Source organism: Mesorhizobium norvegicum, assembly GCF_004919685.1.
GTDB lineage: Bacteria > Pseudomonadota > Alphaproteobacteria > Rhizobiales > Rhizobiaceae > Mesorhizobium > Mesorhizobium norvegicum.
In genome coordinates this window covers 1-25,301 of sequence record NZ_SMYZ01000082.1, presented here as the reverse complement: position 1 = coordinate 25,301, position 25,301 = coordinate 1, and the positions used below count along the sequence as shown (strand labels likewise).

The 25,301-nt window shown below is 60.0% G+C and carries 29 protein-coding genes; 8 read left to right on the top strand and 21 right to left on the bottom strand.

Features of this window, described 5'->3' with window-relative positions:
• Positions 1-3 precede the first annotated feature (3 nt).
• The 9 genes from virB9 to FCU66_RS30955 all read right to left on the bottom strand — a co-directional run bounded on the left by virB9 (position 4) and on the right by FCU66_RS30955 (position 8,387).
• The gene (gene virB9, locus FCU66_RS30995; RefSeq protein WP_136621822.1) at positions 4-840 is read right to left on the bottom strand and encodes a P-type conjugative transfer protein VirB9; all 837 of its coding nucleotides are present in this window, start codon (positions 838-840) and stop codon (positions 4-6) included.
• Positions 837-1,568 carry a VirB8 family type IV secretion system protein gene (locus FCU66_RS30990; RefSeq protein ID WP_136621823.1) on the bottom strand — a complete coding sequence of 244 codons (732 nt, stop codon included), beginning with the start codon at positions 1,566-1,568 and terminating at the stop codon, positions 837-839. The genes virB9 and FCU66_RS30990 overlap by 4 nt, the downstream gene beginning before the upstream one ends.
• A 13-nt stretch (positions 1,569-1,581) precedes the next feature.
• Positions 1,582-2,652, bottom strand: coding sequence for a TrbL/VirB6 family protein (locus tag FCU66_RS30985; RefSeq protein ID WP_136621824.1), 1,071 nt, complete (start codon positions 2,650-2,652; stop codon positions 1,582-1,584).
• 226 nt (positions 2,653-2,878) lie between these two features.
• On the bottom strand, positions 2,879-3,562 hold the full coding sequence (locus FCU66_RS30980) for a type IV secretion system protein (protein WP_246094106.1): 684 nt from the start codon (positions 3,560-3,562) through the stop codon (positions 2,879-2,881).
• A gap of 41 nt (positions 3,563-3,603) precedes the next feature.
• Positions 3,604-4,485 carry a hypothetical protein gene (locus tag FCU66_RS30975; protein WP_136621826.1) on the bottom strand — a complete coding sequence of 294 codons (882 nt, stop codon included), beginning with the start codon at positions 4,483-4,485 and terminating at the stop codon, positions 3,604-3,606.
• A complete protein-coding gene (locus tag FCU66_RS30970) occupies positions 4,482-6,893 on the bottom strand; it encodes a VirB4 family type IV secretion/conjugal transfer ATPase (protein WP_136621827.1) in 2,412 nt (803 codons plus the stop codon). Before FCU66_RS30970 ends, FCU66_RS30975 begins: the two co-directional genes overlap by 4 nt.
• Position 6,894: 1 nt before the next feature.
• Positions 6,895-7,203 (bottom strand): VirB3 family type IV secretion system protein, encoded by a 309-nt coding sequence (locus FCU66_RS30965; protein WP_136621828.1) that lies wholly within the window; start codon positions 7,201-7,203, stop codon positions 6,895-6,897.
• 5 nt (positions 7,204-7,208) lie between these two features.
• Positions 7,209-7,517: a TrbC/VirB2 family type IV secretion system protein gene (locus tag FCU66_RS30960; protein WP_136621829.1), complete on the bottom strand. Its 309-nt coding sequence runs from the start codon at positions 7,515-7,517 to the stop codon at positions 7,209-7,211.
• 12 nt (positions 7,518-7,529) lie between these two features.
• Positions 7,530-8,387, bottom strand: coding sequence for a lytic transglycosylase domain-containing protein (locus FCU66_RS30955; protein ID WP_136621830.1), 858 nt, complete (start codon positions 8,385-8,387; stop codon positions 7,530-7,532).
• Positions 8,388-8,443: 56 nt separating this feature from the next.
• Here FCU66_RS30955 and FCU66_RS30950 point away from each other — a divergent pair, with 56 nt between their 5' ends.
• Both FCU66_RS30950 and FCU66_RS30945 read left to right on the top strand, forming a co-directional pair.
• Positions 8,444-9,016 carry a hypothetical protein gene (locus FCU66_RS30950; protein ID WP_136621831.1) on the top strand — a complete coding sequence of 191 codons (573 nt, stop codon included), beginning with the start codon at positions 8,444-8,446 and terminating at the stop codon, positions 9,014-9,016.
• Positions 9,016-9,615 carry a thermonuclease family protein gene (locus FCU66_RS30945; RefSeq protein ID WP_136621847.1) on the top strand — a complete coding sequence of 200 codons (600 nt, stop codon included), beginning with the start codon at positions 9,016-9,018 and terminating at the stop codon, positions 9,613-9,615. The genes FCU66_RS30950 and FCU66_RS30945 overlap by 1 nt, the downstream gene beginning before the upstream one ends.
• Here the strand turns inward: FCU66_RS30945 and FCU66_RS30940 are convergent.
• The 4 genes from FCU66_RS30940 to FCU66_RS30925 form a co-directional block, all read right to left on the bottom strand.
• Complete coding sequence (locus FCU66_RS30940) at positions 9,572-9,856, bottom strand: hypothetical protein (protein WP_136621832.1); 285 nt, start codon at positions 9,854-9,856, stop codon at positions 9,572-9,574. The genes FCU66_RS30945 and FCU66_RS30940 overlap by 44 nt on opposite strands.
• A gap of 53 nt (positions 9,857-9,909) precedes the next feature.
• A complete protein-coding gene (locus FCU66_RS30935; protein ID WP_136621833.1) occupies positions 9,910-11,148 on the bottom strand; it encodes a DUF1173 family protein in 1,239 nt (412 codons plus the stop codon).
• Between the two features lie 549 nt (positions 11,149-11,697).
• The gene (locus tag FCU66_RS30930) at positions 11,698-12,450 is read right to left on the bottom strand and encodes a DUF7146 domain-containing protein (RefSeq protein ID WP_168992156.1); all 753 of its coding nucleotides are present in this window, start codon (positions 12,448-12,450) and stop codon (positions 11,698-11,700) included.
• Positions 12,451-13,081: 631 nt separating this feature from the next.
• Positions 13,082-13,423, bottom strand: coding sequence for a hypothetical protein (locus FCU66_RS30925; protein ID WP_136621835.1), 342 nt, complete (start codon positions 13,421-13,423; stop codon positions 13,082-13,084).
• Between the two features lie 565 nt (positions 13,424-13,988).
• On the opposite strand from FCU66_RS30925, the gene FCU66_RS30920 reads away from it, so the two are divergent.
• Both FCU66_RS30920 and FCU66_RS30915 read left to right on the top strand, forming a co-directional pair.
• On the top strand, positions 13,989-14,441 hold the full coding sequence (locus tag FCU66_RS30920) for a helix-turn-helix domain-containing protein (protein ID WP_136621836.1): 453 nt from the start codon (positions 13,989-13,991) through the stop codon (positions 14,439-14,441).
• 111 nt (positions 14,442-14,552) lie between these two features.
• Positions 14,553-14,918, top strand: coding sequence for a hypothetical protein (locus tag FCU66_RS30915; RefSeq protein ID WP_136621837.1), 366 nt, complete (start codon positions 14,553-14,555; stop codon positions 14,916-14,918).
• Positions 14,919-14,960: 42 nt separating this feature from the next.
• On the opposite strand, the gene FCU66_RS30910 is transcribed toward FCU66_RS30915, so the two are convergent.
• From FCU66_RS30910 to FCU66_RS30900, 3 genes are read right to left on the bottom strand one after another with little or no spacing between them, the layout of a single operon-like run.
• The gene (locus tag FCU66_RS30910) at positions 14,961-15,668 is read right to left on the bottom strand and encodes a hypothetical protein (RefSeq protein WP_136621838.1); all 708 of its coding nucleotides are present in this window, start codon (positions 15,666-15,668) and stop codon (positions 14,961-14,963) included.
• A gap of 11 nt (positions 15,669-15,679) precedes the next feature.
• Complete coding sequence (locus FCU66_RS30905) at positions 15,680-16,366, bottom strand: hypothetical protein (protein WP_246094105.1); 687 nt, start codon at positions 16,364-16,366, stop codon at positions 15,680-15,682.
• A 59-nt stretch (positions 16,367-16,425) separates the two neighbouring features.
• A complete protein-coding gene (locus tag FCU66_RS30900; protein ID WP_136621840.1) occupies positions 16,426-17,016 on the bottom strand; it encodes a hypothetical protein in 591 nt (196 codons plus the stop codon).
• 43 nt (positions 17,017-17,059) lie between these two features.
• On the opposite strand from FCU66_RS30900, the gene FCU66_RS30895 reads away from it, so the two are divergent.
• The gene (locus FCU66_RS30895) at positions 17,060-18,154 is read left to right on the top strand and encodes an acyltransferase family protein (RefSeq protein WP_168992157.1); all 1,095 of its coding nucleotides are present in this window, start codon (positions 17,060-17,062) and stop codon (positions 18,152-18,154) included.
• Positions 18,151-18,438 carry a hypothetical protein gene (locus tag FCU66_RS30890; protein WP_136621841.1) on the top strand — a complete coding sequence of 96 codons (288 nt, stop codon included), beginning with the start codon at positions 18,151-18,153 and terminating at the stop codon, positions 18,436-18,438. The genes FCU66_RS30895 and FCU66_RS30890 overlap by 4 nt, the downstream gene beginning before the upstream one ends.
• Before the next feature lie 301 nt (positions 18,439-18,739).
• Here the strand turns inward: FCU66_RS30890 and FCU66_RS30885 are convergent, their stop codons facing one another.
• Positions 18,740-19,405: a hypothetical protein gene (locus FCU66_RS30885; protein ID WP_246094104.1), complete on the bottom strand. Its 666-nt coding sequence runs from the start codon at positions 19,403-19,405 to the stop codon at positions 18,740-18,742.
• Between the two features lie 873 nt (positions 19,406-20,278).
• On the opposite strand from FCU66_RS30885, the gene FCU66_RS30880 reads away from it, so the two are divergent.
• Entirely contained in the window at positions 20,279-21,016 is a 738-nt protein-coding gene (locus FCU66_RS30880; RefSeq protein ID WP_136621842.1) for a helix-turn-helix transcriptional regulator, read from the top strand.
• 277 nt (positions 21,017-21,293) lie between these two features.
• On the opposite strand, the gene FCU66_RS30875 is transcribed toward FCU66_RS30880, so the two are convergent.
• Positions 21,294-22,049, bottom strand: a complete 756-nt coding sequence (locus tag FCU66_RS30875) for a hypothetical protein (RefSeq protein WP_136621843.1) — start codon at positions 22,047-22,049, stop codon at positions 21,294-21,296.
• A gap of 135 nt (positions 22,050-22,184) precedes the next feature.
• Between FCU66_RS30875 and FCU66_RS30870 the strand changes: the two genes are divergently transcribed.
• Positions 22,185-22,442: a helix-turn-helix domain-containing protein gene (locus FCU66_RS30870; RefSeq protein WP_136621850.1), complete on the top strand. Its 258-nt coding sequence runs from the start codon at positions 22,185-22,187 to the stop codon at positions 22,440-22,442.
• Positions 22,443-22,495: 53 nt separating this feature from the next.
• Here the strand turns inward: FCU66_RS30870 and FCU66_RS30865 are convergent, their stop codons facing one another.
• The 3 genes from FCU66_RS30865 to groEL form a co-directional block, all read right to left on the bottom strand.
• Complete coding sequence (locus FCU66_RS30865) at positions 22,496-22,894, bottom strand: type II toxin-antitoxin system VapC family toxin (RefSeq protein WP_136621844.1); 399 nt, start codon at positions 22,892-22,894, stop codon at positions 22,496-22,498.
• The gene (locus tag FCU66_RS30860; RefSeq protein ID WP_136621845.1) at positions 22,891-23,157 is read right to left on the bottom strand and encodes an AbrB/MazE/SpoVT family DNA-binding domain-containing protein; all 267 of its coding nucleotides are present in this window, start codon (positions 23,155-23,157) and stop codon (positions 22,891-22,893) included. Before FCU66_RS30860 ends, FCU66_RS30865 begins: the two co-directional genes overlap by 4 nt.
• A gap of 1,130 nt (positions 23,158-24,287) precedes the next feature.
• Positions 24,288-25,301 (bottom strand): chaperonin GroEL (groEL, locus tag FCU66_RS30850; protein WP_136621846.1); only part of this gene is annotated, 1,014 nt, incomplete at its 5' end.

Here is a 25,301-nt window from a genome sequence, read left to right as displayed (position 1 = left end):
TACTCATTGGGAGATGGCATCGGGTCCCCTCACTTTCCGAACAGCCCCACCGCCGACACGCTGCGGCTCGTAAGGGTCAAGCCCGGTCGGTTCGTTTACATTGTTCAGTCTCAAATTGAAGACGCAGGTTGCTTCGTTGCCATTGCGCAGGGTCCATTGGTAATTGACCTTGTCGACGACGATGTACGCGCCCTCGCGGCGATAATTCACAAGGGTTTCATTGCGCTCGCTATCGACGACATAGATCGCCGGCACCTCTCTTGCCGGATCGAAGCGGAACCAGGTCTTCGCGCCGTCGTCGTAGATCACGAGGGGCTTATTTGCCGACGACCCCTTATAGGCATAGGACGAGTTGGCATTTTCCGCCCTGAAGCCTTGCCGGTTCGGCTGCGCTGCCCGGGCCCGGGCTTCGTCCATCAGCGCCGCGTCCGACGCCTCTTCGGGATAGCGGAACTTGATCGCATAGACTTGTTGCGCAACCGGCCGAAACTCGCCGTTGAGGAAGAACACGTAGCTGCGTTTGTTCGTCAGGACGTTGAGATTCCCGCCCGCATTCTTTTCGATCGGCTTCACAAACAGCACATTGCCCTTCTTGTTGGGCTCGATGCTCCAGGCCGGTACGTCGCCAGCGCCGAGGGTTTCGATTTTCTCGTCATCACCGAATTCGATCATGGTCGAGGCGCCATAGCTCGCCGGCACCGACACGACATCGTCCTTCTGATACCAGACGAAGCGAATGCGGCTGTCACGAGATCCCGCCCGAGGGGTCTGCTCGGCAAGGGCTGGCTGGACCGCGCAAACGGCGAGCCCGATTGCCGTCAGGATGCCGGCGACCTTCATTGCGGAGTCTCCGCGGTGGGTGCTGGCGCCGTCTCCTGATCGCGCCGATATTCGAGCACCTGAAAGCCGAGCGGATTTTGAAAGCGGATCTCGTTTTTGGCTGGCGCGCCGGTGTAGCGGAACCGGATCAACGACACCCAATGCCGCTGCACTGTGTTGGCCTGGCTCTTTTCCTCCGTCATGAACCGGACCAGGGCGGTCCTCTGGTTAGGAAATGTCACGGACTTCACGGTCACAGCCACGACGGTGTTTCGCCCGTAGAGCACGACGGGGTTGGTCACCTTGTTTGCCGGGCTGAAAAGCTCGACGAGCTCTCTCGAGGCATCGCCGGCGCTCAGCAATTGCGCGAGGTCGAAGTTGTCCTTCAGCGCCTTCGGATCGTAGGTCTCGCGAGCCTTCACATAACGGACGATATCGAACATCCCCATCGACTCGTCCTGCTGCAAAGGACCGTCAGCCAGCGGCCGCTTCACCTCGACAAACCCGGTGGATTTGTCGACCACCACCATGTAGGGCTCATAGGTCTTGAGCGGCAGCGCCAGGATCAGTGCGCCCACGGCTGCCACGGCAATGACCGAGGCGACGCTTGCCACACACCATGCCAGAGATCGCGACCAGCGATTGCGCCGCGCGATATCTTTTTCCCAGATTGCCGCATCCACGTAGTACGGCAATGGAGACTCGGTTTCCTTCGCCGGTCCCCCAGCGCTTTCCGTCACATCGCTCATTGGTGCCCCAAAACTATGCGGGATCCGTCAGCTTTCGCGAAAGCCGCGCATATTCCGCTGAATTCTCGTATCTTCTTTGTGCGAGGCTCACGCGCGCCCGCTCGCGACCCGCCAAACGTTCCTGCCGCGTGCTCCAGCCCATGCGTCCCATCAGCGTCCGCTGACCGGCTTGGCCCAGCGCTCCGAAAGCCCCGCCGTAAAACCGCCCAAACGAAGGCGTTCCAATACCAATTCCGCCTGCGAGTGAGGCGGCAACGTTGGTGATTTGCGACAGCAGCAGCACGCCGACGAGGCAGATCAGGATCAGCGGCGCGGCTTCGGTCAAGGTCGTTGTCGCGGCGCCGTTCGACCGGTTGACCGCGTCGAAATAGGTCTGGGTGATCGAGATGAAGAAGGCGCAGAAGGCGTAGACCAGAATCTGCACACACATGTACTGCACGATGGCGGTTATCCAGCCAGCGAAGAACCGGGTCGTGTAGCCGAACAGCATGAGAATGATGAACACTGGGGCGAGCGCCAGCAAAAGCCAAAGAAAGATCTTCGACAGGATGATGAGGAAGATCGCATAACCGATGAGCAGCGCGCCCACGACGAGGATGATTGCCGCCAGCACGTAGCCGCCGAAGTTCAACACCCCTAGGCTCTTGATAAAGGCAGCGGTGGAGTTGGCGAGCGAATCCCAGATATTTTGCAGGGCGGTCTGCACGGAGTTGACGGAGTTCAGCCCGGCCGATGTCCCGGTCACATTGGCCGACACGCTCGTGAGAAGGCTGTTCCCGATCGCGGAAGGTGTCTCATTCGCGAACGAATAGGCATATGTTTGAAAGTCCCCCCAACTCGTCGCCAGAGCGTAGATGACGAAGGCGCGGAACAGGCGCCAGACCATCTCTTTTCCCGATCCGGTCGAGGTTCCCTGCCAGACGCTGATGGCCCAAAATATCACGTACAGCGTCAGCATCAGGCCGGCGACACCCACCTGTCCGCCGCCGGTCAAGGCGGACGCGAGGTTTTGGTAGGCTTGCGATACGTAGTTATTGCCGAACCGGTCGACCTGTTGGAGAAGCGTCGTGATATTGAAGTTCATTTTTTCGCCATCCCACCTGGAAATAGAGATGGATCGCTATTGAGTGCCTTCATCGGACCGCACTCAAATGGCTTCGCCGCTTCTGTTTTTGGTTCGGGCGCCGCGAACCCCAGGGGCTGCATCGGTCCCTCGTCGCGCGAGCATGGAGCCTTGAGCGGCTTGTGGCCGCACCCGGAGGTCGCGACGGCGCCAATGATGGCGGCCGCTGATAGAAGCAAGCGCACCGTCATTGGCCGGATTTGTATTCGAGCCCCCGCGAGGCCTGGGTGATCAGGTTCATACGATCGATGTTTTCCTGGTTGGCAGCCGCCGTTGCGGTGTTCACCGCGCCGATCAGCTCGTTCACGGTCAGACCGGTTTGCACCATGATCTGGCTGTTCTGATCGATCGAGCCCTTGATGTCCTGCGCCGTGCCGATCCGCTGAGCGCCCGACTGAAAAGCGTTGGAACGCGTCTTCACCCCGTTTTGCGAGGAGTCGACCAGTCCGGTGACCGTGGCCGCGACGTTCACCAGGGCGCTGTAGTTCTTATCCATCTGCGTCGTCTGGCCATTGATCAGACCCGAGATGGTTTTCACCAGCTGTAGGCCGTTGATCAGGTTCGAAACGATCCCCTGCGATCCGTTGCCGAGGCCGGCGAACGACAACGAGCCACCCGAGATCACGCTACCAAGCGAGGGCGCGTCCCCCATGGAGAAGCCGCCATTGCCCAAGGCCATTTGCGCCAGCTCGCCGGCCTGGCTCGACCGGTCGCCCGTGACGGCCTGGAGCGTCTTTTGCGTATAGTTCATGATGTTGCGGTCGGTGCTGAGGATCTCGCTCGTGGCCGATGCAATCTGCCGAGCCTGCTCCAGATTGGCCTCGTCGATCGTAGGCACCTGCGCAAAGGCGATCCCGCCAAAGCCAAGCAAGAGTGCCGCTGTTAACGCAATTCCACGCATAGCCCTGTCTCCTATTGAGCCTGATATTGCTTGACAGCCGACATCAGTTCGTCGGTCGTCATGGTGACGGGGGCGCTGTTCGCGTCCCTTTGGATTTGCGAAAGCATGGGCGATACGTTTTCAACCGTGTCGGTCGTGCGCGGCGCCGGGCATGCGCTGTCCGTCGACGAGCAGCATGGGTTGCCGGCTTTGCCGATGCCACTCGACCCCCCGGGGCAGCTCGTCGCGCCACTGGAGCCAGGCGGCGGGGACGCAGGAGTGGGCACCACCAGGCCGGAGGATCCGCGGCTCGTCAGTGTGGCAGTGCCGATGTTGCGCACGTTGAAAGCTTGGGCGAAGAACCCGGTTGCCTGGATCACCTCGTTGAAAGTCAGCCCGCCTTGGGCGCGGATTGCGCTGTTGCGGTCGAAGGCTTCCATGACCGTTTTGTCGGTCCCGATATCCTGCCCCATGGTCTCGAAAACCCGCCTATTGGGGACCACGGTCGACATGCTGCCGTTCATGCCGCCGAGAACCTGACCGGTGCTGTCGAGCAGGCTTCTTTCACCGGCATTGCCGCCGACAGCGCCCGACTCCGACACGGTTGAGGCGAACGCCGAAGAGCCCTTGATGTCGGGATTGGCCTGTTCCAAGGACGCCCTGCCACTCGCCGGATCGACCGAAGCCTTCGGGCTCTTCACGTTCTGCGCCTTTTTGGGCGTCGTCACCGAGCAATTGACGCCCTGCGTGGCGGACTTCGTGTCCTCCTGGATGAGCTTGATCTGAACCGTGTCGGCCTTGTCCTCGCTCCGCTGCGACAGAATAGGGCTGTCAGAAACCGGCACGGCCGCCATGGCCGTCGATAACTCGAAAATTGTGACAAGGGCGGCCGTCGCGCCCATGATGGTCTTCATTCCGGGTCCCTCCCAAGAAAGATTGGCAACCAGACCTGCGGATCGTCGCCGACGCGCGCGCGCAGCGCGTCGAGCTCCTGAACCGTCTCAATTCGACCGGAGAGGATCTTGATCGCGTCAGGCATCGCGCCGAGATTGAGGCGCGCGATGACGCTGTCCTGGTCATGCTTGATCAGGAATTTGCGGGCTTCGGGCGGGGTTTCGCGAATCCATTTGATCTCGCGCTCCGACAGCCCGAACGCCCTGTGCGATTCTTCATCGGCCTTCGGGTTGGGGAAAAAGATATTGGTCGGCGTCTGTTCGATCAGCGTGTTGGCGATCGACGACTTCACGATATCCGCCGCAGACTGCGTGCCGAAACCAATGATGCCATTCAACTTTCGAATGGTTTTCAGCTTGTCCTTGATGAAGTAGCTGAAAATATCATTGTCCAGGAGCTTCCAGCCTTCATCGAGGAAGATCATGACCGGTTGCCCGTCAAGCAGCTCCTCGATGCGATGGAAGATATAGAGCAAGGCCGCCGTGCTGGTCGTTGCGTCGCTCAACACGCTCGTCATGTCGAAGCCAAAAATGGACGACATCGAAAACGAGTCTTCCGCGTTGTTGAACAACCAACCGCGCTGATCCGGCCTCATCCATGGCTGCAAGCGCGAATAGAGATCGTCATCGCCGGCGCGCATCGCACCGCGCAACAGCTCGGCGAACTCCTCCATGGTTCGACCTTCCGGCGGCGCGCTCGCCACCTGGGCGATCGCGTTGCGGATGACTTGCTCCTCGCGCGTCGAGTGGGCGTGTCCGTCGGATCGACGCAGCATGAAGCTGAAAAGCTGGAAGAGAAAATCCCGGTTGCGCGGCGTATCGGGCAGGCGCAACGGATTGAAGCCGGAAGGCTCCCCGGCCTTCAGAACCTCATAGCGGCCGCCAAGCGACCGCACGAAGATATCCAGGCCGCGGTCCTTGTCGATCATCACCAGCTTGGGGCGCGGCGTGATGCGCTGCGCCTGTGCCGCGAGAAAGCCGAGCAAGACCGTCTTGCCCGAGCCCGAGGGACCGTTCAGAGTGAAATTGCCGAGGTCTCGAACATGGAAGTTGAAGAAGTAGGCCGTTTGCGACGTCGTCTCGAGGACGCTTATCGGCGTTCCCCAATGCACCCCGCCAGCCCGGCCGCTCGGATAGTTATGAAAGGCGGAGAAGCCCGCCATGTTCTTCGATGAGATCATCGCCTTGCGCGCCACATAGGCGAAATTGCCGGGCAGGGTGGCCCAGAACGCTGGTTCACAATTGAGGTCCTCGCGAACCCACAGGGCGGACACCTCCGTCAGCGCGGTGCCGACGTCGGTCACGCAGCGCGCCACGTCGTCCATGGTTTTCCCAAGGCACAGCACCGTGAGATGATGCAAACCATAGAGCGCTTCCGAAGATAAAAGCTCATCGCGCGCTTCGCCGAGTTGATCGGCCACGATCGAGCCGGCCTCATCCGACATGTCGATCTTGCGCCCGACCCGCTCCATCTGGGTCAGCGCCTGGGGCTTGTCGATGATGGCGAAGGATTGCGTCACGATGAATTCGTGCGGCACCCTCAGCATGGGGTTGAGCATCCCCGGTCCCGTAATGGAAGGGTACTCGCCTACCGAAATGATGGCGCCGTATCGCGTTTCGCCAGGAAACGCCCCGCGAATTTCCAGCGCATTCGGGCCGAAGAATAGCCGCTTGGTCGCCAGCGCCTCCGCAAGCTTCATGCGCGGCAGTGCCATCGGCCGCGGAAACCCGCCATTGACGAGCTGCACCAGGAATTCCAGCGGCTCGGAATGCCAAACGTCATTGCGCTTGACGACGCTCAGAACCCGCGCGCCATACGCCTGCAGGCTCTCTCGGACGGCTTTCAACACATCCGTGAGTTCGATCAGCGACCGCTCCTCGCTCGAAGTGCGACCGTCCGCCGCCCTGCGTCCCAAAAGCTTGCGGATCACAAGATCCGCTGTCCCGACGGTTCCCTGCAGTTCGCGCCGCACGATCGTCAGGTAGATGTCGTTCACAAACATGCGCTGGGTGCGCAGGGTCGCCGTATAGCGCTGATCCAGCTCTTGGCAGAACTTATTCTCGAAGCTTGACTCGATCGCCGGCTTCACCTCGCGGCGCAGGATATGCGAGTAGATCGCATAGCGGGAATTCGCCAACCCCCGAATGAGATCGTTGCGACCGAGCAGGCGCGAATTGATCTCGGCGATATCGATCGTCTCGAAGCATAGCCCGCTCATGTGAACGAAGGACATCAACATGCCGTCCTGCGTCTTGATCACCTCGTCGGACACATGCCGCGAGTAGGGTATATGGGCCGAAACCGGGTTCTCCCGACGAGATACGGCCCCGAAACTCAGTTCATCGCGAAGAGCCCGTGCGATCGCCACGTCACACCCGGTAACTGCGCGCGGCCCAGAAGCTGGCGCTCCGGGGCGGCATCTTTCGTGAACGGATGAACATGATCTCGATGAACATGGGATCGCGCATGATCGCGATCCTGGCAACCGCATAGAGCGGCACGCAGATACAGAGCATGATTAGATTATGGGTTGCGAGGAACACGACAGCGGTCAACACGCCGATGAACCCCGCTAGCTCGTAGGGGATGCCGAGCACCGTCGGCGCTCGGGTCAAGCCCTTGACGAGAGGAGTGATCAACAATCTGGGCTCGCCAGGATCGATCCGGCCGTCTGCCATGCCGATCACCTGCCGACCGCGGATTGAAAGAATTCGACGATCTGAGCCGAGCCGAAGACCAGCACGATACCCAAGACCCAGCTTCCAGCCACAAACCATGACAGGCGTGCCGCCCAGGCCATGAAGCCCATGAAAATGCAGAACAGAACCGCCAAAGCCGTCGCGATCGGCCCGGTCAGGGTCTGCACCAACGTCTGCAGCGTGCTTTGCACCGGCTGGAGATTTCCGCCTCCGGCCAGCGCCTGCGTTGCCAAGAGCATGAGCGGCATCGCCACACCAGCGCTGCGTGTCGCAATCATCTTCCACATGGTCATCAAAGCTTCTCCTCAGTCAAAGTTTTGCACCATCCCGCCCTGCCAGACCGGCGCCGTCGCTTCGCGAGACGTCGTGGTGCCGCCATTGCGGGAGTTGGGGCGGGATGTCGGATCATTTTGTTGATCCGTCGCGCCGGCCGCAGCCGGTTGAGCGCCGGCCAGGTCAAGGGGCACCGCCCCTGCGGGCATCACTGCCTCAGACCCGACCGATGGCCATTGGTAGAAATCGTTGATGACGTTGGCGACGTAGCCAACCGTCTCGGAGTAGGGCGGCACGCCCTTGTATTTGAAAACCGCGACCTCGCCGGCATTGTAGGCGGCGAGCATGTATATCGGATTCGGAAACCTGCGATGCAGATCCCGCAGAAAGCCGATCCCACCTTTTACATTATCCGCGGGATCGCAGATATCGACCCCGTAGCTTGCTGCCGTGGACGGCAGAAGTTGCATCAGGCCATAGGCACCTTTGGGCGATAGCGCACCGGAATTGAAGCGGCTTTCGGCCCGGGCAACCGCGAGGACGAGCGGTGGGGCAAAGCCTTGCTGGCGCGCAACCGTTTCGACGATACGCTGTCCCTCTTCCTTCGACAGGGCAGCGACGCCGGGGCAGGGGTTGTCAGCCTTGGTCGATGTCACTGTAGCGGCCGCGCTGTCAGCGCTTCCCGCCGCACCGATCCGCTGCACGTCATAGCTCTCAACCTCAAAGGCCGGCATCACCCGGCCCTTTGCGTCGACAGCCGCGATGACGATGCGACCGGTACGTGCGGTGACGTTGCCCTGGAACTTCCCGGAAGCTTCCTGCGCAGACGCTGCTTGGCACGTCACCAGGATCGCACCCACGGCCAGTACTGTTTTGCGGGATCGAATCATTAAAATAATCCTGCGCCGTTGCCGATTCTGAAATGCTGAATTAATACAATGAATCGATGAACCGCAATCGCGAAAATGAGGTTGGCGCAATGAAAATGAGCAGGGTTCTTTCCGTTGTGGCGTTTTTGCCGACCTTGTCGGCTCTGTCGGTGGCGCCGGCCCATGCTGATGATTTTGGCTGCAAGGTTTTGCTGTGCATCCTCAACCCGCAGGGTTGGGCGAGCGTCGGGGAATGTGTGCCTCCGGTCGAGCGGGCTTTCCGTATGGTCGCGCATGGGGAGCCCTGGCCTCAGTGCCCCGAGGCCGGCAGTTCCGGTCGTATCGGATATGAGAAATTCAAACCCTGCCCGGACGGCACGATCGCCGTCTCGCCCGAGACGGAATCGGGCGGAAGCGACAACAGCTCTCGCTCACAAACTGTCTACAAGCCCGACAGCAACGGCGCTTTCTGCGCGCCGCGGAATGCAACGAATGCCTCATGGGGCACTTACCCGAGAGGCTCGGGTTTTGGTGCGCGTCCAACATCCGCCGTGACGCCGCGCGAGAAGAGGACGGAGCCAAACTATCTCGATCTCACGACCACAGACGGCAAACAGCGCTTCTGGTTCGATCTGAGCAGGTATCAATGATGAAGCGTGGCTTCTCGGCCGTTGGCCTTCTCGCGGCCGTCCTCGCCAATGTTCCGGCACGGGCCGAGGACAAACCCAATCCCTGGTTTCAAATCCCCGCCACAGCATCTTTCAGCACCGGCGACACCTGGACCTATGCCGGCGAGACCCACCGTCTCTACGGCGTTCAAGCCTGCCTGCGAGGCACTTATTTCACAAATGCGGCAGGGGGGCGTGTCGATTGCGGCGAGGCCAGCCTCGCCATGCTCGTCTCTCTTATCCGGGATCTCAAACCCCAGTGCTACACGGCCGCCTGGCAGGTCGCGACCAAAACGCGCTTCGTCGTCTGCCTTGCACAGCCTATCTCAGGATCCGCGGCCGGTTCTCGCATCGATCTCGGCACGGCGCTGATCTCAACAGGCTGGGCCTTTGCGGCCATCACTCCGAACGGCACTCCGGTTCACGCTCCCTATATTGTCGCGCAGGAGGTCGCTAAAAAGCAGCACCTTGGCCTGTGGCAGTTCGCCAACGTTCCCGATCCGAATGCCATCATCCTCCACAACATCCGCAACGCATCTAACGCGGCTGGTCAGTCTTCGAATCCACCTGCGAATCGATAATCGGTCCCCGGCGGGCTTGATCATGCCTGACATCCCGCTGAGGCCGCCGCCACATCACGAACGCCACGGCAGGCGCAATCGCCGAAATCAAGCCGAGAATAATACTCGCGATCAGCCCCGGCTCTCGCCAAAACGATAGACTGTCCCACTGATTTAGAAGCCGGGCGCCGGACAGCACCAAAATCAGGACTGTTGCGATCACGATGCCCGTTCCCGGATCCATCTCGAATTTTTTCAGCATGGCATTTTCCTTTTCGCCCCCCTGGTCACGGCCCTCGCACGGACTTTCGCTTTTCACGTGTTGGGTCGATATTCCAAGGCCGGTCTGCTGTCCGGCCCAGGAACCCGCTGCTGTTTGCCCGGCAGCGCCGGACGGGGACCGCTAGCGTCCCAGCACCAGGTCTCAAGCTCGCAGCTAGACACCAGATGGTCGAATTCCGACCGTACGGCCTCCTTGGCATCATGCGGTACGACAAAAAGCGCCGTTCCCTGCTGGTCAACGTCGGTCAGAAGACCGAACGCCATCGGCACCGCTGGCAGGACGTTATAGCGCAACGTTTTCACAAACCGCCGATGCTCCCCGGTCAGGACCTCGATCAATTCCTTTTCGTCGTTGTGCTGAAACGGGATCCAATTCTGTGTCACGTTCATAAAGCCGATTTCGTCGATCGACAGGATGCCGGACGACTTCTGCGTGACCGTTGCGATGAGGATCAGGTGCGAATTTTCGTGCAGTCGCCACAGGTCGAATTCTGCTGCAAAGCGCTTCGGCACTGCCTTGAACATTTTCTCATCCATGAACAGCGGCGCGTCGGGCATATGCTTGATCGATAGCTTGCCGCCAAACCGGGCAGGATCGAGCGATTTCACAATGCCGATCACGATCTTCTTGTGCTCCGCCTTAGCTGCCGCCGCGAAAGCCCGCTCCCGATCCGCCGCCAGCCGATCCTTGTGCTCAGGGGAGTACATTGCCGGCATGAACAGCAGCTCCCGCAACTGGAACTTCTGGCTCGACTTCACATCGGCCGCGCCCCAAAGAAATTTCCGGACCACTCCCCAATTTCTTTTTCCCACAAAGCCGGGTGCCATTAATGTCAGCTCCGCCTCTTCCCAGAGATAGTCGAGCAAGCCTCGCAGCGTGAGCTTCTTCGGATCGGCCTTCACTGTGTGGTGGGAAGTCCCCTCGCCGGATGGTCCCAGTCGCGCCTTGCCTTGTGTCAGTGCGAAGGCCAGCTTCAGCCGCGCCGCCTCCGATGCTGGATCCTCGACGATTGCTTGACCTAGGACCTCCGCCTTTCCCGACAGTGCGAGCGGCAGTTCATAGCGATCACAGTCTACCGCATGGTCCTTGCCGGTGTTCGGCATGCGCTTGATGATCAATTCCTCGCCGACGGCGGCCATGTACATCGGCACACCGGGATGCCGACACAAACACAAGACGCGAGCCTGCTGATCCCGCGCCTGACGCAAGAGCGTCTGAATTTCGGGGTGCTGAGGGCCAACCGTGCGACCCAGAATAGCAAAGTCACTCATAAGGTGCCATCCGACTTTAGATCGTTCGCCTTATGATTAAATCATTGAACCGATATTTCGTTCAACCCATTGGGTTCAGCGATGCTTCCCATGGATTGACAGTGGTTAACCCGGTAGGCGCGAATAGGCTGATGTTTCAGGTGGGCGACCATAGAACCGCAAGCAGCAGCTCTGGCGGCGATGTAGCCGTCAGCGGCGTGATCCGCCGGGATGGTGAAGCATGATGACAATACGATCCTCGACATAGACTGTTTCATTGATGGCGCGCATGAAGAGCACGCGGTCATGTCCTCGTGCCGGATGATCCGACGAAGCTACGCCACTATGGTGACCTCCTGCGGCCGGAACCGCGCGCTTGTGAGGTTCTGTACTGCGGCGCACGAATTTGTGCCGTTTTATATGTTTTTTGGAGGGGAGGTGTCGGTGGGACTGACGCAGCTGGCGGGCGCCAAAGGCTAACGCGTGACAGCAAGGATCGCAGGGGGACCGGATCGGTTGGTGGTGCCAAATTTGTGATCAAAGTTGATGGCAAGCTGGCTCGCCGAGAGGTCAGGTGTCTGCGTCGAGTGTTTCGCGCGCCAAAAGATCCAAGGGTAAGGTCTCGGGCGTCGGGTCGTCTTCCCACAGCTTCGCGAAATCCCGGTCGTCGGGCGGTCTGTGAATGAGGACCTGGCGCTCAGGGTTGGCTTCGCGAACGCGCTCGGCCGCGCTGAGGCCGGGCTTGTCCGGATCGGCGAAGACGACTATCCGCTGTACGCATTCGGGCAGCTGAAGAAATGGCAAACGTGGTGCTCCCAGTGAGCACCAGACGGGCAGGCCGTATCGCAGCATTACGGCATGGCCGGTCTCATAGCCTTCGGCAATACCAAGGACGGCGGCCGCTGGGGCGAGCCGCAAGGCAAAGCCCCGGCTCGGGCCGATGATGCGGCGCGGCTCGTCCAGCCCCGCCTTTTCTGGCCGTGTCGGGTGCAAGAGGGTGAGTTGCACCGAACAGATCGAACGGTCGGGGGCCTGCAGAGCAGCCACCAGCGCGGGAAAGCGGTTCTTTCCCAACCGATAATCCGGCAGATAGCGCAACGTTGGCAACGTCGCCGGCAGACGGCGAGAGGCAAGATAATCTTCGGCGTGCGTGCCGGCGAGCGCAGTCGCTCTCGACCAGAGCGCGAGCGCGTCCGCCGCCGTGGTTTTGGGCGCCGCCGGACGAACACGACGCAGAGGCTCGGCCGCGCGCTTCGACAAATCCAGGTCCGCAATGGCGGTCTCGATGTCGACGGGATCGCAGCCCGCAAAGCAGTAGAGCATAAGACGATAATCCCCGTCGCGAACAGAGAGGGAGGGATGGCGGTCGCCTTTCCCCTGCCCATGACTTGGTACTGGGCAACGGCACAAGTAGCTGCCGCGCGCCGGGAACCCTCCTAAAGCGCGATATACCTGTGCAGCGCTTGGCCACGACACCTTTGTCATGGATCTGATAATGCCGCCAAGTCGCCGCCGGATCAATAGAATGATTCAATAGCCCGATGAACATTGCCGGCGGAATAGCCGGGCGTTTCAAGGGCCAGGACTTTAGCCGTCGTGACGGCAGGATCACCTCGGGCAGGTAGCCCCAAGCCTGGATCGCTGAGAGCGCCATTCGCAAACACTCGAGATTAGCGATAAGGAGCCGTTGCATGAGGTAATTGCGAACCGCAGCATGGTGGTGTCTGCGCAGGAACGGCTTATGACTGCGCGCGGGCGCGCAACCCGAGCTTCAGACGATCGGCACATTTGTGGCGTTCCTGGCCGGCTCGGTGGGGACCTTTTGGGAATTTGCGACGCGGTGTTGCGCAAGCCTCGAATCATTTGGGGCTGCCGTATCAGGAGATCGCAGACCTGACGGAACGGCAGGATCGTCTGTGTGCGTGATTGAGCAGATCCTGGCACGCAGAGCCTGTTAGAGTTTGAATCGGCCAAGGCGCTGATCGTTGACGCGGTACTGCCAGACCAGTTTCGAATCCTTGGGGTTGACGCCGGACGTTGACCAGGCGGAGCGCTCGACCTTTGCAGCGTCATGCAAAGGAAGATCGTCATCACAGCGCGGCGGTTGTAACGACGACCGAGGACGATAACGTACGAGACTGCGGGTTAGAAGTTCGATGACACAGACGGCAGCGAGGGACAGGATCAAGAAAGCAGTGGAAAAGTTGAGCATGCGAAGGCTGGCTTCCCGATCGGGCAGGGCGAAGAAAGCGAGCACGCCGCCGGCGAAAATTGCGAACGCGAACCTCACGAACATGACAGAGAGCCTCCTATTTCGATGCTGATCATTATAATATCACAGATTGATCGTCATTATAATGATCAATGGAGATAGAATGGCCCTCATGGATCAAGCGTTTTTCGACGGCTGAGGGCATGGTACCGTTTTTGGCAGTATCGGCTTCAGAGTATTGCCCGGCGCCGTTTCCATCTCGAACAGTGATGGCGATTGGGTCCGGGACCAAGCCTTGCGGCCTGAACCAGGTCATTCAAAGTGGTATCGGGCAGCGGTTGCCGCTCCGGATGAGGTGGCATCACGAGAAATGCATTTGGACGCAGGACATCCAAGCCGGATTCATTTAATTACTCATTTTTAACAGCGCAGCAGATCGTCACATGCTATCGTGCATCTGGAACGATTTGGCGGGTCAAAAGCTGTACGTCGTCACTTTGCCGGAGTATGGGGAGGATGCCGCGACACTTTAATAGGGCAATGCGTTATCAATAGGGCAATGCGTTATCGTTTCGGCTACACCCCCTGAGCACTAGACATTCTGCAAAAAATGGCCGTCATATTCCGACCGATAAGCAGGGGGGCAGCTGTGCCGATATTTAAAAACAAGACAGAAGACAGTGATGGTTGGCTTTCGATCCTGCTCGCGCTGCGACTTCGCCAAATCGAGAATGAGTACCCGGACTATGCGAGTTTTGCCGACGCTACGGGGCTGTCGCGCGGCACGCTCTACCAGTTGCGGACGGGGAAGGGGAACCCGACATTCGTCACCCTGGAGCGGCTGGCGCGGCACCTGAAGGTTCCGGTGTGGACGCTCATTGGTCGGACTGGTGACGACGACACCGTGAAGCGGGACATCGAGACGTTCGGCTTCAGCTTCACCGAGATTGCGCGGCATATTGAGGCCACGCGGGCTGTGAAGCGCTCGATGACGGAGTTCAGTGGTGTTCCTTCTTTGAAAGAGGCAGCTAGCCCTGCTGGGGCAACCTCCGAGAAGAAGCGGCTGCCTCCGACCAAAAAGGGACGCAGGGCAAATCAGTAGATACAAGAAAAGTAGAAGCTGCTAAACAACCAGCGTAGATTCATTTGCTACGATTGGCAGAAAATCTATTTCATATTTATTTGACTCGCACCAAGAAATCCGTCAGCGTCGATGCAATGGCATTATGTTGCTGAAGGGTTCACGATGCGAGCGAATATCTGGCAAGTCGCGGGGGACGATGCGCTTTATAAGGAAGCGGCCGCGTTCGTCGATCGCCACCCGAAACCATGGGTGGAAGAGGTTTCGGATTTTCTACGGCAGAAAGGCAAGCCCGAGACGATCACGTTGGTGATCGGACAGTTCATCGTGGCGGCTCTGTTCGAAGGACGACACGCGGATCTGCTGTACTGGTCGCTGGTTGCCGCCGAAGTGAACTGCGTTGGGATGGAGCAATGGCCTGATGACGTGCGCCAGGAGCTGGCAAGCCATCTGAAACGAGGATTTGGAAAGCTCTCGTCGCGAAATCTCTCCCATTGAAGGCCGCGGGCCGACAGCGTGGCCCTCAATAGGAAGGCGCGGTTACACCTGACCAGGGGCAACGTTGATGTCGCTGCCGGTGGGACCGGGAGCGGATGAAGCGAGTTTTGTGTCGCCGCCTGTATTGAAATCCCCCGGGCCCAGGCAAGCGGCTTTGTTATCTTCCTGGCAATTGGCATCGGCCATGGAGCGGGCGTTCTTCGCCATATCGCAGATCGTTGTCCCGTTGATGTCGGAGAATCCGCTACAGCGGCCCGACCGAACCATCTCTTGGCAATTGCCCGTCCCCAATTGAATGCAGGCGGCGATCAATGAGGCATCAACCTTCTGACCGTCGAAGGTACCCATTTGCATGAGCTGCTTGACGGGCGCGGAGTTATAGCCGTCGTTCGTAAGTTTGGCCCAGGCGTCGACTTGGAACTGGAGGGATTGGCAGCCAAACTCGGAACGCGACATGCCTGCGTAGTTTTTGATGTTGGTGTTGTTCAACTGGAAAATGCCGGTGCAGCAAGAGCCATTGTAGACGCCTTTGTTGCCGCCGGATTCGAAGCGGCCAAGGCCGCCGAGGCTGCACGACGTGTTTTTCAGCTCGTCGCGCAGGGATGAATTCCTCACGGCATCTGTGATGTCCTGTGCGGAGTAGTCGGTGCGTTCGCAATATTGTGCGCCGGCTGATGCCGCCGCCACCGAGTTGCAGACTAGAAAGCCGGCGGCAAGGACGCCGCTCAGTTTGGAATAGAGACGATACATAGGGATGTGCCTCACGGAAGCTTTAGGCTGGTTGTGCATCGAGACCACTCCTTGCCGCCGACGAACGAACGAAAACGAATCTCTTTGGCGTTCACTTTGACGTCGATTTCGGTTCGATCGTCCCGATTGGCCTGGGGTCGATCGTCATCGGACAGATCGACGTAGCAGGCTTGCGCGCGTGTAACGATTTTGCCGCTGTCTGCATCGATGATGCGCGCCTCGCAGAGGTCAGGCTCCAAGGAAGAGCCGGCGTTGTTTGCGCCAGTCTCGCATTTGCGGGTCGAGGCGATCGAGACGATCAAGGTGCGCGATCCGACCTTGATGGGCTTCGACAGGATATCGAGTGGCGGTATCTGCCCGGGCGGAATGCTTCTGTGCAGCTCGTCACGCCAATAGGCGGCATTCGAAGCGATGATATCGGACCATGCGCTCTCTATGGCTGGTTGCGCGCCTGCGGCCGTAAGCGACTGGTAGCCTAGAGGCTCCCATGCGTGTGCGGAGATGGAAGAGATGGAGATAATCGCGAGAGCGCCAAGCGTGGACTTGGTTAACCTCCTGAGCTTCACACCGCCGTGGCCGCCGCCTTCAGCCGCGGTCAAGGCCGCGCATCGCGCGACGTCAGGGAAGCCTTGATCCGCTGGCGATTGCCGGTGGCACGCTGGTGTACTGAGTAAGGTTAGGTTTTCCATGTCGATCATGGTTGCGCTCCTTCCGAGTATCGAGGTTGCCGGAATCAAACCGGGCATCGCGGCTTCCCCTAGGGTTGGGGGATTGGGACCCGGAATTGGCATTCCGGGGCGATTTCACCTTGGAATACGATGCCGGCGCGAATGCTTTTGCCCTGAACATCGTATGCACCCATTGCACCATTCCGAGCGAGGTCGGGGCGGACGTTATTCGGTTGCGCGCCATATTCGATGAAACATCCGGATCCAGCGTCAGCGACCGTGGATCGGCCGTTCTGATAAATCGCCAAGCGCATGGGACACCGTTTCAGCGTGGCTTTGCCGACCGGATCGGTGCGAATGGGCGAGCAGCCGGTGAGCGTGTGCAGGACCGAGAGGACGACGGTTTTGGTTGGGCTGCGAACGACGATGTGACTCTCGGAAGCTGGCGCATTGGCGACCGCAAAGCGCATATCGCCTTTAGCCACATAGGCGTCGTTGTTTTTCTTCAGTCGGTCGGCCCATAGGGAGGCGTAGGGCACGGCTTCCGAATTCGGGAGCTCGAGATCGGCGTAGGCGACGGCGCGCCAGGCGTTCGGATCATGCGTGAGCGACTGAGCCGAAGCGTGGGGCGCCAATGTAAGGGCAGTCGCGACTGCGACAAATGTCAGGCGTCCATGCATTCCTTGCCTCGCTTTTATGCCCTATGATTAAATCAATGTTGTAATGATTGTCGAGCATGATATTTGGATGGGACAAGAAGCCCGCCTCTCGGGGTTGGATGAATTGCGAGGCCTGGCGATCGGGCTGGTGGTGCTGTCGCATGTCGGGCCGGTCTTCGGAGAAGGCGGGCCGGTCGCTGCTCTGCTGTTTGCGCCGGCATGGAGCGTCGGGGTCGACCTGTTCTTTGTGATTTCCGGCCTGGTGGTGGAACGCTCATTGCGAAGCCTGCGCCTCGAGCGCGGAGCGCTCGAGGCGGCCTCCGCCTTCTATGTCAGGCGTGCCATGCGGATCGTGCCGCTGGCCTGGTGCGTTGGCGCCATTCTCTCGATCGGGTTGATCATCCCGGGAAGCGGCGTTGAGCCTGCAGACGCGAAGGCGGCATTCGCCTTCATCTCGAATGCGCATTGGGCGCCCTGTTTCGGGGGCGCCACAGGATGCGGTAACGCCTTTGCGTTTGGGCCATTCTGGTCGGTCGCCGCCGAGATGCAATTTTATCTGCTGGCTCCGCTCCTGGTGTTCTTGCTACCGCGGCGGGGGCTCGTCGCGCTGGCCGGGCTCGTTCTCGTGGCCGGGGCGTGCACGCCGCGGCCATGGGGCGGGACCCTCTGGGCGTTCCGAATCGATGCAATCGCGGTCGGGCTGGCGAGCGGCGCCATCATCGGGACGAGCGCATGGCCACGGCAAGCGGAACACCTTCGGGAGATCGGCAACATGGAAGCGGCGTTCTGGATGACGGTCGGGGCCTTTATGCTGGCGATCTTGCCGCCGGCCACACATGGCGTGGCGACTGCCGCACTGGCTCTGATGTGCGGATGGATCGTGACAAGGGCGACCTTGCGGAATCGTTCTGTGAACTGGCCAGCGCGCATTCTGCGCTACGTAGGACACATCTCCTATGCCCTCTATTTGATCCACGTGCCGGTGCTGGCGCTGTTCAACTGGTCCCTTGGCCAATTCTTGGGCGCTCCGACGACGGCAACCATCTCGATCGCGATTGCGATCGGGCTGTCTCATGTGCTGACAGCGGCGATCGGAGATCCGCTCCGCCAGCTCGGCCGCCAATGGTCAAATCGAACAGTCGGGGAAGTGTCGCCGTGACGGAAAAAAATCGTCAGTGGTCGCTTGTTGGTGAAGATGTCGATCAAATTCCGCGAGGAGCGAGGGCGCTGGCGGAGCAGCTATTGACCGAGACCGACGGCGATGCCGTGGCAGCGCTCGTCGCGGCCTGCTGCGTCATTGGAGCCATGCGCTCGGCGGTATCGAGGGGTATGGTGCGCAATGGATCGCCGTCAGGGGTCGATATCGCGCAAGTGCTGGACGTTTTCGTACGAAGCGAGCCCCCAGCAGAAGAGCAGAACCTAACCGATAGGACCGTGAAGTAGCTAGGCTGGGCAGCCTGCCGCCCGATCCCCCGATATGCCGAATGCACGATACCCCGAGAGCGACCGTCAGCAACTCGGAGCACTGACACTGATTTCGCCCTGGAAAGGAATTGAACGAAAGCCTTGCGAAAATAATCGCTCGCCGGGATTGAACCTAAAAGAAAAAGTGCGGGAAGGGCGGCTTTTCGGCCGGAGGCCAGCGATGGGGCCTCCGTGGCGACGCCGCCGCCTTGCCGTGCTTTGGCCGTCGGCTTCTGTGCGCATCGGGCCAGCCGACACGCGCCAGTGTGACGGCCGCTGCTCAGTAGCGGTTGCCGAACCAGCCCTTGCTCTTGGGTGGCGAGGGTTCCTGATAAGCCCACGGGACGGACGTGTAGGACGGCCTCGGGTCTCGGACGCGCCAAGCTTTCTGCCAGTAGTAGAAATTCAGGGGTACTCGGGCGAGCACGCGACCATCGGCAGACAGGAGGTCGGAAGCACAGGCGACGACGGGGCCGTCGTAGTGTTGCACGCGGCCGGTATAGCCGTTGAGCGCTCCGGGCCGGCACGCAAATACACGAACGCCTGCGGCGATCGTGTCCGGGGCTTCCGCAGGGACGGAGATCGTCTTGATGCCTTCCTTGGTAACGAGCGTGCGCACAGGCACGGAACTCCAATGCGAGCGGCGCAAGGCGCCATTCGCCTGAGCTTCGGTCGGGTAGCCGGTTCGCTGGGTAATGACCGGTGGGAAGCGGCCCAAGTCGGGCGCATATTCTTGCCGGCTGCGACTGACCCGATCGGGCTTCCAATAGGAGTCCGTAACCGAAACGGGCCCGGCCGAATGTGAAGCATCCAGCACTCGCCCGGCGCAACCGGCGAGCAAGGCCGCCGATGCGACGAGGTGGAGGATGTGACGAAATGAACGCATATCGGGCTCGAGGGTCATGGGTTTGCAGGTGAGGATTTCCGATAGAGCGAGCCATGCCATGGTGACAACGCCATAAGGCCACGTCTGCTTTCCCCGCGTCGCGGTCTGGTCGCAGCCGTTGACGCCGCCGTAGGTGCACGAAGCAAAAGTTGATTACTGGTTCTCATGAATCACTCCTCTTCAGAGTCATTGAGTCAATAAACTATCTTGCAAATCGCTGTGCAAGTGTGTCTCTCACTCAGATGCAGCGAAGGAGGAGGGTGCTTGTATCCGCATCGGTGCCCGATGGGCCAGGTAAGTGCATCGGTGTCGAGTTGACGCTGGCGGTCTGACTTTCTGGATTTCGGCAAGGCTGGACCATGGGGCAATCGGTAGCCTGAATGCGCGCTATGCCGCAGCGGTCGCAGCGGCATCCGACTGGACGAACTTAGCGGCTTCGGGGGTAGCCTTGCCTGGTGTCGTTGCGAGCTTCTCGAAGCCGCTGTCCGAGCGCTAAATAGCGAGCCGTAATCGCATTCAGCTTTGTGAAGAACTGCTTGCTCTGCGCAGGGTTGCCCGGCACAGGTGGAGGGGACAAAGCGAAAAGAGCATCTCTATCAGCGTCTAATTGTTCCAGCTCCGAACAGAAACGGCAAACCTCGTGGTCGGTCGTTCCGGAACTCCGATGTGACGTATGGCGCGAGGTACCCATATGCTTGGTCAGCCGATCCACATCGTTTGACGAAAGTCCGATCGTATCCAAGGCGTTTCCTCCACGCCGGGTTGTGGTAATGCAACCTGGAATAAAGTGGGTTGCAACCTAAGTATACTGGCGGTTTCGCCTGTCACTTTTGACAGGTCGCGAGACGCTGGGATCCAGCGAGGAGCAACTTGGTCAGATAGCCGTCCGAATGGCTTGGAGAGGCACGTTGATATCAAGGAGATAAGCTGGATATGGCGCAATTTGACTCAAATTTTCACGACATGACGGAAGGTATTAGAGCAGTTGCCTCTCTTGCGGACGCCGCGGACCGTCTGAACACAATTGTCGAAAGTTACGGCCTTGAGACGGCGGCCTTTCTTACCGTCAGGCCGGTTTACGAGGAACCGAGTAAGCCGTTCTATGTGACCACCTATTCGCCTGACTGGGTGAAACGCTACATCGAGAAGGATTTTTTCGACATCGATCCCGTGCTTCGCCATGGGCTGCGTGCTGTGACATTGGTTGATTGGAAGGAAATCGACCTATCGGAGAACGCCGTGCGCACGTTCTTTGGTGAAGCGAGGGAACATGGTGTCGGGAAGCATGGCATCACGTTCCCGATTAGGGGTGTCGACGGCGACCGCAGCATTCTGAGCGTGACGAGCAACGAGAACGCAGCGGCGTGGCAGGCGTTTCTCAAATCCGAGGTTCGCGACTTCCAGTATCTCGCCGGCGAATTTCACAATGCTATCGGTCGAATCCAAGGAAGGCCACGCCATCAGACGGTCTGCTCCGATAGAGAGATCGAATGCCTGAAATGGTACGCGAGGGGAGAGAAGGTCAAACGGACCGCAGAGATACTGTCGCTATCCCCTCGCACGGTGCAATTTCATCTCGATCTGGCACGGGCCAAGCTGGGTGCCAAAAGCTTGGCCCACGCGGTTGCGATCGCCGCCGAGCGCGGCCTTTTCTTTCAAAGACTTTTCTGATCGGTAGCCAGGGCCTTCGCGGGCGGCAGACACTTAGTGGGCGAGCTGCGGGGCAGGAAGACTTGTTTTCGGCCCGAAAGCGCGCACCATTCGATCGCCGGGGCGGCGTCGGTGCCGAGTAAGTCGCCCGCCGCCCTGGCAAACGCCTCCGGGGTACTGTGGGCCCAAAGGCCACCGTGTTCTTCAGATGCGGCGGGCGTGCTGCAGGGCATTGCGGCACCGGCTCTTGCGTTGCGCGCGGCGACACGCTGAACCGGCGTTGCCATCGATGGGCTTTTCATATCACACGATCTCCGCACTGGTACATCATCACCGACATGCAGACGTCCTCCCGGCGATTTCGCGGGTATGGCTCAGCGTGGTCGCTGCCTGGCATGAACGCGCCCGGCTGCAGCGCCTCGCCCATGCGCGTCAGATCGCTGAGCGCGGTACGCAGCTGAGGCCAGGGGAACTCGGTGCAGTCTTCGGCGCTTTCGCCCTCGCGCAGGACCGCATCCAGCTTGGCGGCCACGCCGGCGAGTGTCGTAGCAGGCGCTGCCATCAGGGACTCAACCAGCTCCTGCTCTTGGTCGGCGGCGGCAAGTTCCTCCCGCTTGGCGGCGGAATAGCCGATGCGCCGGTCCTCCGCATCCCAGCGCGCCTGGTGGGCTGCTAAATCCGCCTCCGCCCGAGCGCGCAGGTCCGGAAGGCCTGGATTGTCCCCCAATAGGTCTTCGATATCACCCGGCCAGGAGACGGTGACGGTGACATTCTCGTCGGGCAACTCGACTTCCGCTTTTGGGAAGCCGATGGCGTCGACCAGTCTACTCTCAAGATGCTGCTGCTTGCGGCAGAGCGCGACGGTGCGTGTGTATGCGGACTGCCATTCTTGCCACAGCGCCAGTGCTGGATCGAAGGCAGTGTTGCCGGAGAGCGCTCTGTCTGCGGACGCGCTTTGCTGAAATTGCACGGCCGCCGCGGCCGCTCCTGCACCAGTCAACAACATCCTGCGCGTGACGGTGGGACGAACTCGTGTATTGTCGGAATCACCCATGATCCGAGCTCCCTATAGCCTGGGTTCTGGTCAGGCTGGGCGATGTGAGTCACCACGTCGTCCGGCCGTTTTGCAGGTTGGCAGAGTACAGGTCGGGATGTGAGTCGGCAAGAAGAATCATCACACAGTGATGAAATTAGCGCGATCCAATGCAAGATGGCACGGGTAGCTCTTGGGTGGGGTGTGCGGGAACTGGCCGAAGTGGCGCAGGTCGCAACGCAAACGATCACTCGTCTCGAAAAAGGTGACCGCCTCAAGGCAAAAACAGTTGCGGCAATCCGCGCGGCGTTTGAGGCGGCAGGCATCGAGTTCATTGCGCAAAATGGCGGCGGCCCAGGGGTTCGGCTTGCGCAGCCCGATGGCGGCGCGCGACCATCGGCGCGCAATGGTTAACTTTGGTCACTGCGGAACCGCCAAGCGCGGTCATTAGACACCCCTTAAGATGGCTACGAAAGAAGTCGAACAGGATGTCCTTGCGCAGACAGCAGTTTAACCGCCTTGCGGTCGAAGGAGACGAATGTCTCCCCGCCCAGCCAGTCGCCGTCGAAGGCAATCACGCCGTCCGCAAAATCACCGCCGGCCTCAAGCACTGCAAGCCCTGCCTCGACAGCTGGCCGGTTGACGACGACATTCGCGGTGTTCGACAAGGCCCTGATTGCCGCCACTATATCTAAGCGTGCAGTTTGATATTGTCGGGCCAAGACCCATGCGAACTCGCACAAGGCCTGAAGGCTAACGGCGACGATGTCTGCCTTCGCAAGGAGATCGACGGCTGCTTCCGCTTGTCGTTCATCGTCGGCGACATAGGCGCGCAGCAGAACGTTGGTGTCGGCCGTGACTTTCATTCCTTGCTCGATCCAGCTGCAGTACCCGCTTCCGCAATTGCCTCGTTGATCTCTTCAATGCTCAACACGCGTCCATTCGTCTTGCCCTTGAGAAAACCGTAGAGCTCCCTGAATGATCCCTTCACCCGCGCCGCCTTCAATTCCGCCCGGCCGTCGGGGAGCAGATCAAGTTCGATCTTCTCGCCCGGCCTAATTCCCAGATGCTGCAGAACGTCCTTGCGGAAGGTCACCTGTCCCCGTGCCGTCACCGTCAATGTCGTCATCTTACAGCTCCAATTCATCGATACGATTAGATAATGCAAATTTGCATTATCATCAATAGCAGAGTCCCGCGTTGTCGAGCAGTTGCGCTCTGGCGGGTCAATAATCGGCGTCGGTCAGCCGTCCGCCAGTCATCCAATCGTTCCAACCGGTACGGCGATACCTGCCTTGCGGAAGCTGCCATGCTTCGCCGTGCCCAGGAGATAGCATAGGTGGCGGAGTTCGAAAGGGAGCACGCCTCGCCATGGGCGCACCTCAATTCGACCGGCTCGTGCAATGAGCACCGGCCGATGCTGACGCAGGACGAACGCATGCCGTTGAGGATGTTTTCAGCGAACTGCGGGGTAGAAAACCACGCTGCCGGACTCGGCCGATGAAAGTCTGCCTTACGACTGAAGCCAAGGCGGATTTGCGGCAGATCGGTGATTACATCGCGAAGCACAAACCGCCTCGCGCCTGGTCTTTCGGATTTCGTCGGATGAGGCGGGCGGACCGGGAAGCCTTGTCCTGTCTGGAGTATTGACGAACTTTATCCATACGGGCAATCCGTCAGCACCATGCCTGAGGCGGTGTTCCTGTGCCGGATCGCAACATCTATGGTCCGTCGCTCAACCTGATCCGGAAGGCGCCGCGTGGGTAGAATGCTGGCCGAACCAAGGGTCCTATTCGCAAACCACACGGTACCGCTTGCCGGGCTCGCTGATGTTCTTGCAGACAAGCGGCTTGCTCGGCTCGGAAGAGGAGAGCGGCGGGCTTGCGGCCGGCGATGCCCGTCTGTTGGATGTCTTGAGACTTGCCATACGGCGCGGTTCGAGCCGTTCCGGCTTCTGTGGCGCAACCGGAAACACGCTGGTTTCGATCTGTGGCTGCTGCAGGCGTGGCGGCTCTTTGTCAAAGAATCGCCTGGTATCAAGCGCTCTCGGAATAATCACGTACCATCATCGCTGCGTGCGCAGCCGCTACCCAACAGTAAAGCCAGCCCCAGGAGAAAAGGCAGTATCCGTCCAAACATAAGCTTAACCCTTATCGGGCCTATATCCGGCTTGCGGGTCGCCGACAACCGGCGCAATGGACACGAAGAAAGGGCGGCTTTGCTTGCCGCCCTTTCGAAATTATCGAGATGCGTGGACCTTTAAAAGCCCATCCCACCCCCCATGCCGCCCATGCCGCCGCCGGGCATGCCACCAGGCATGCCGCCGCCAGCCGACTCCTTCTTCGGAGCCTCCGCGATCATGGCTTCGGTGGTGACGAGCAGGCCGGCGACCGAAGCCGCGTCCTGGAGAGCCGTGCGCACGACCTTGACCGGGTCGACGATGCCCATGGCGATCATGTCGCCATATTCGCCGGTCTGGGCGTTGTAGCCGAAGGTCGCACCCTTGTTCTCAAGGATCTTGCCAGCAACGATCGAAGCTTCAGCACCGGCGTTCGCGGCGATCTGACGGGCCGGAGCCTGCAGTGCACGACGAACGATGTTGATGCCAGCAGCCTGGTCGGCATTGGCGCCGGTGGCCTTGATGTTGGCCGAAGCGCGCAGCAGCGCAACGCCACCACCAGCCACGATGCCTTCTTCCACGGCCGCGCGGGTCGCGTTGAGGGCGTCGTCGACGCGGTCCTTCTTTTCCTTGACTTCCACTTCGGTCGCGCCGCCGACGCGGATCACCGCAACGCCGCCCGCGAGCTTCGCGAGACGTTCCTGCAGCTTCTCCTTGTCGTAGTCCGAAGTGGTCTCTTCGATCTGCTGCTTGATCTGGGCAACGCGGCCCTGGATCTCTTCCTTCTTGCCGGCGCCGTCGACGATGGTGGTGTTCTCCTTGGAGATCGATACCTTCTTGGCGCGGCCGAGCATGTTGAGGCCGACATTCTCGAGCTTGATGCCGAGGTCTTCCGAGATGACCTGGCCACCGGTCAGGATGGCGATGTCTTCCAGCATGGCCTTGCGGCGATCGCCGAAGCCCGGAGCCTTGACGGCGGCGATCTTCAGGCCGCCACGCAGCTTGTTGACGACCAGCGTGGCCAGAGCCTCGCCTTCGACGTCTTCCGAGATGATGAGCAGCGGCTTGGAGGTCTGCACGACGGCTTCGAGAACCGGCAGCATGGCCTGGAGGTTGGAGAGCTTCTTCTCGTGGAGCAGGATGTAGACGTCCTC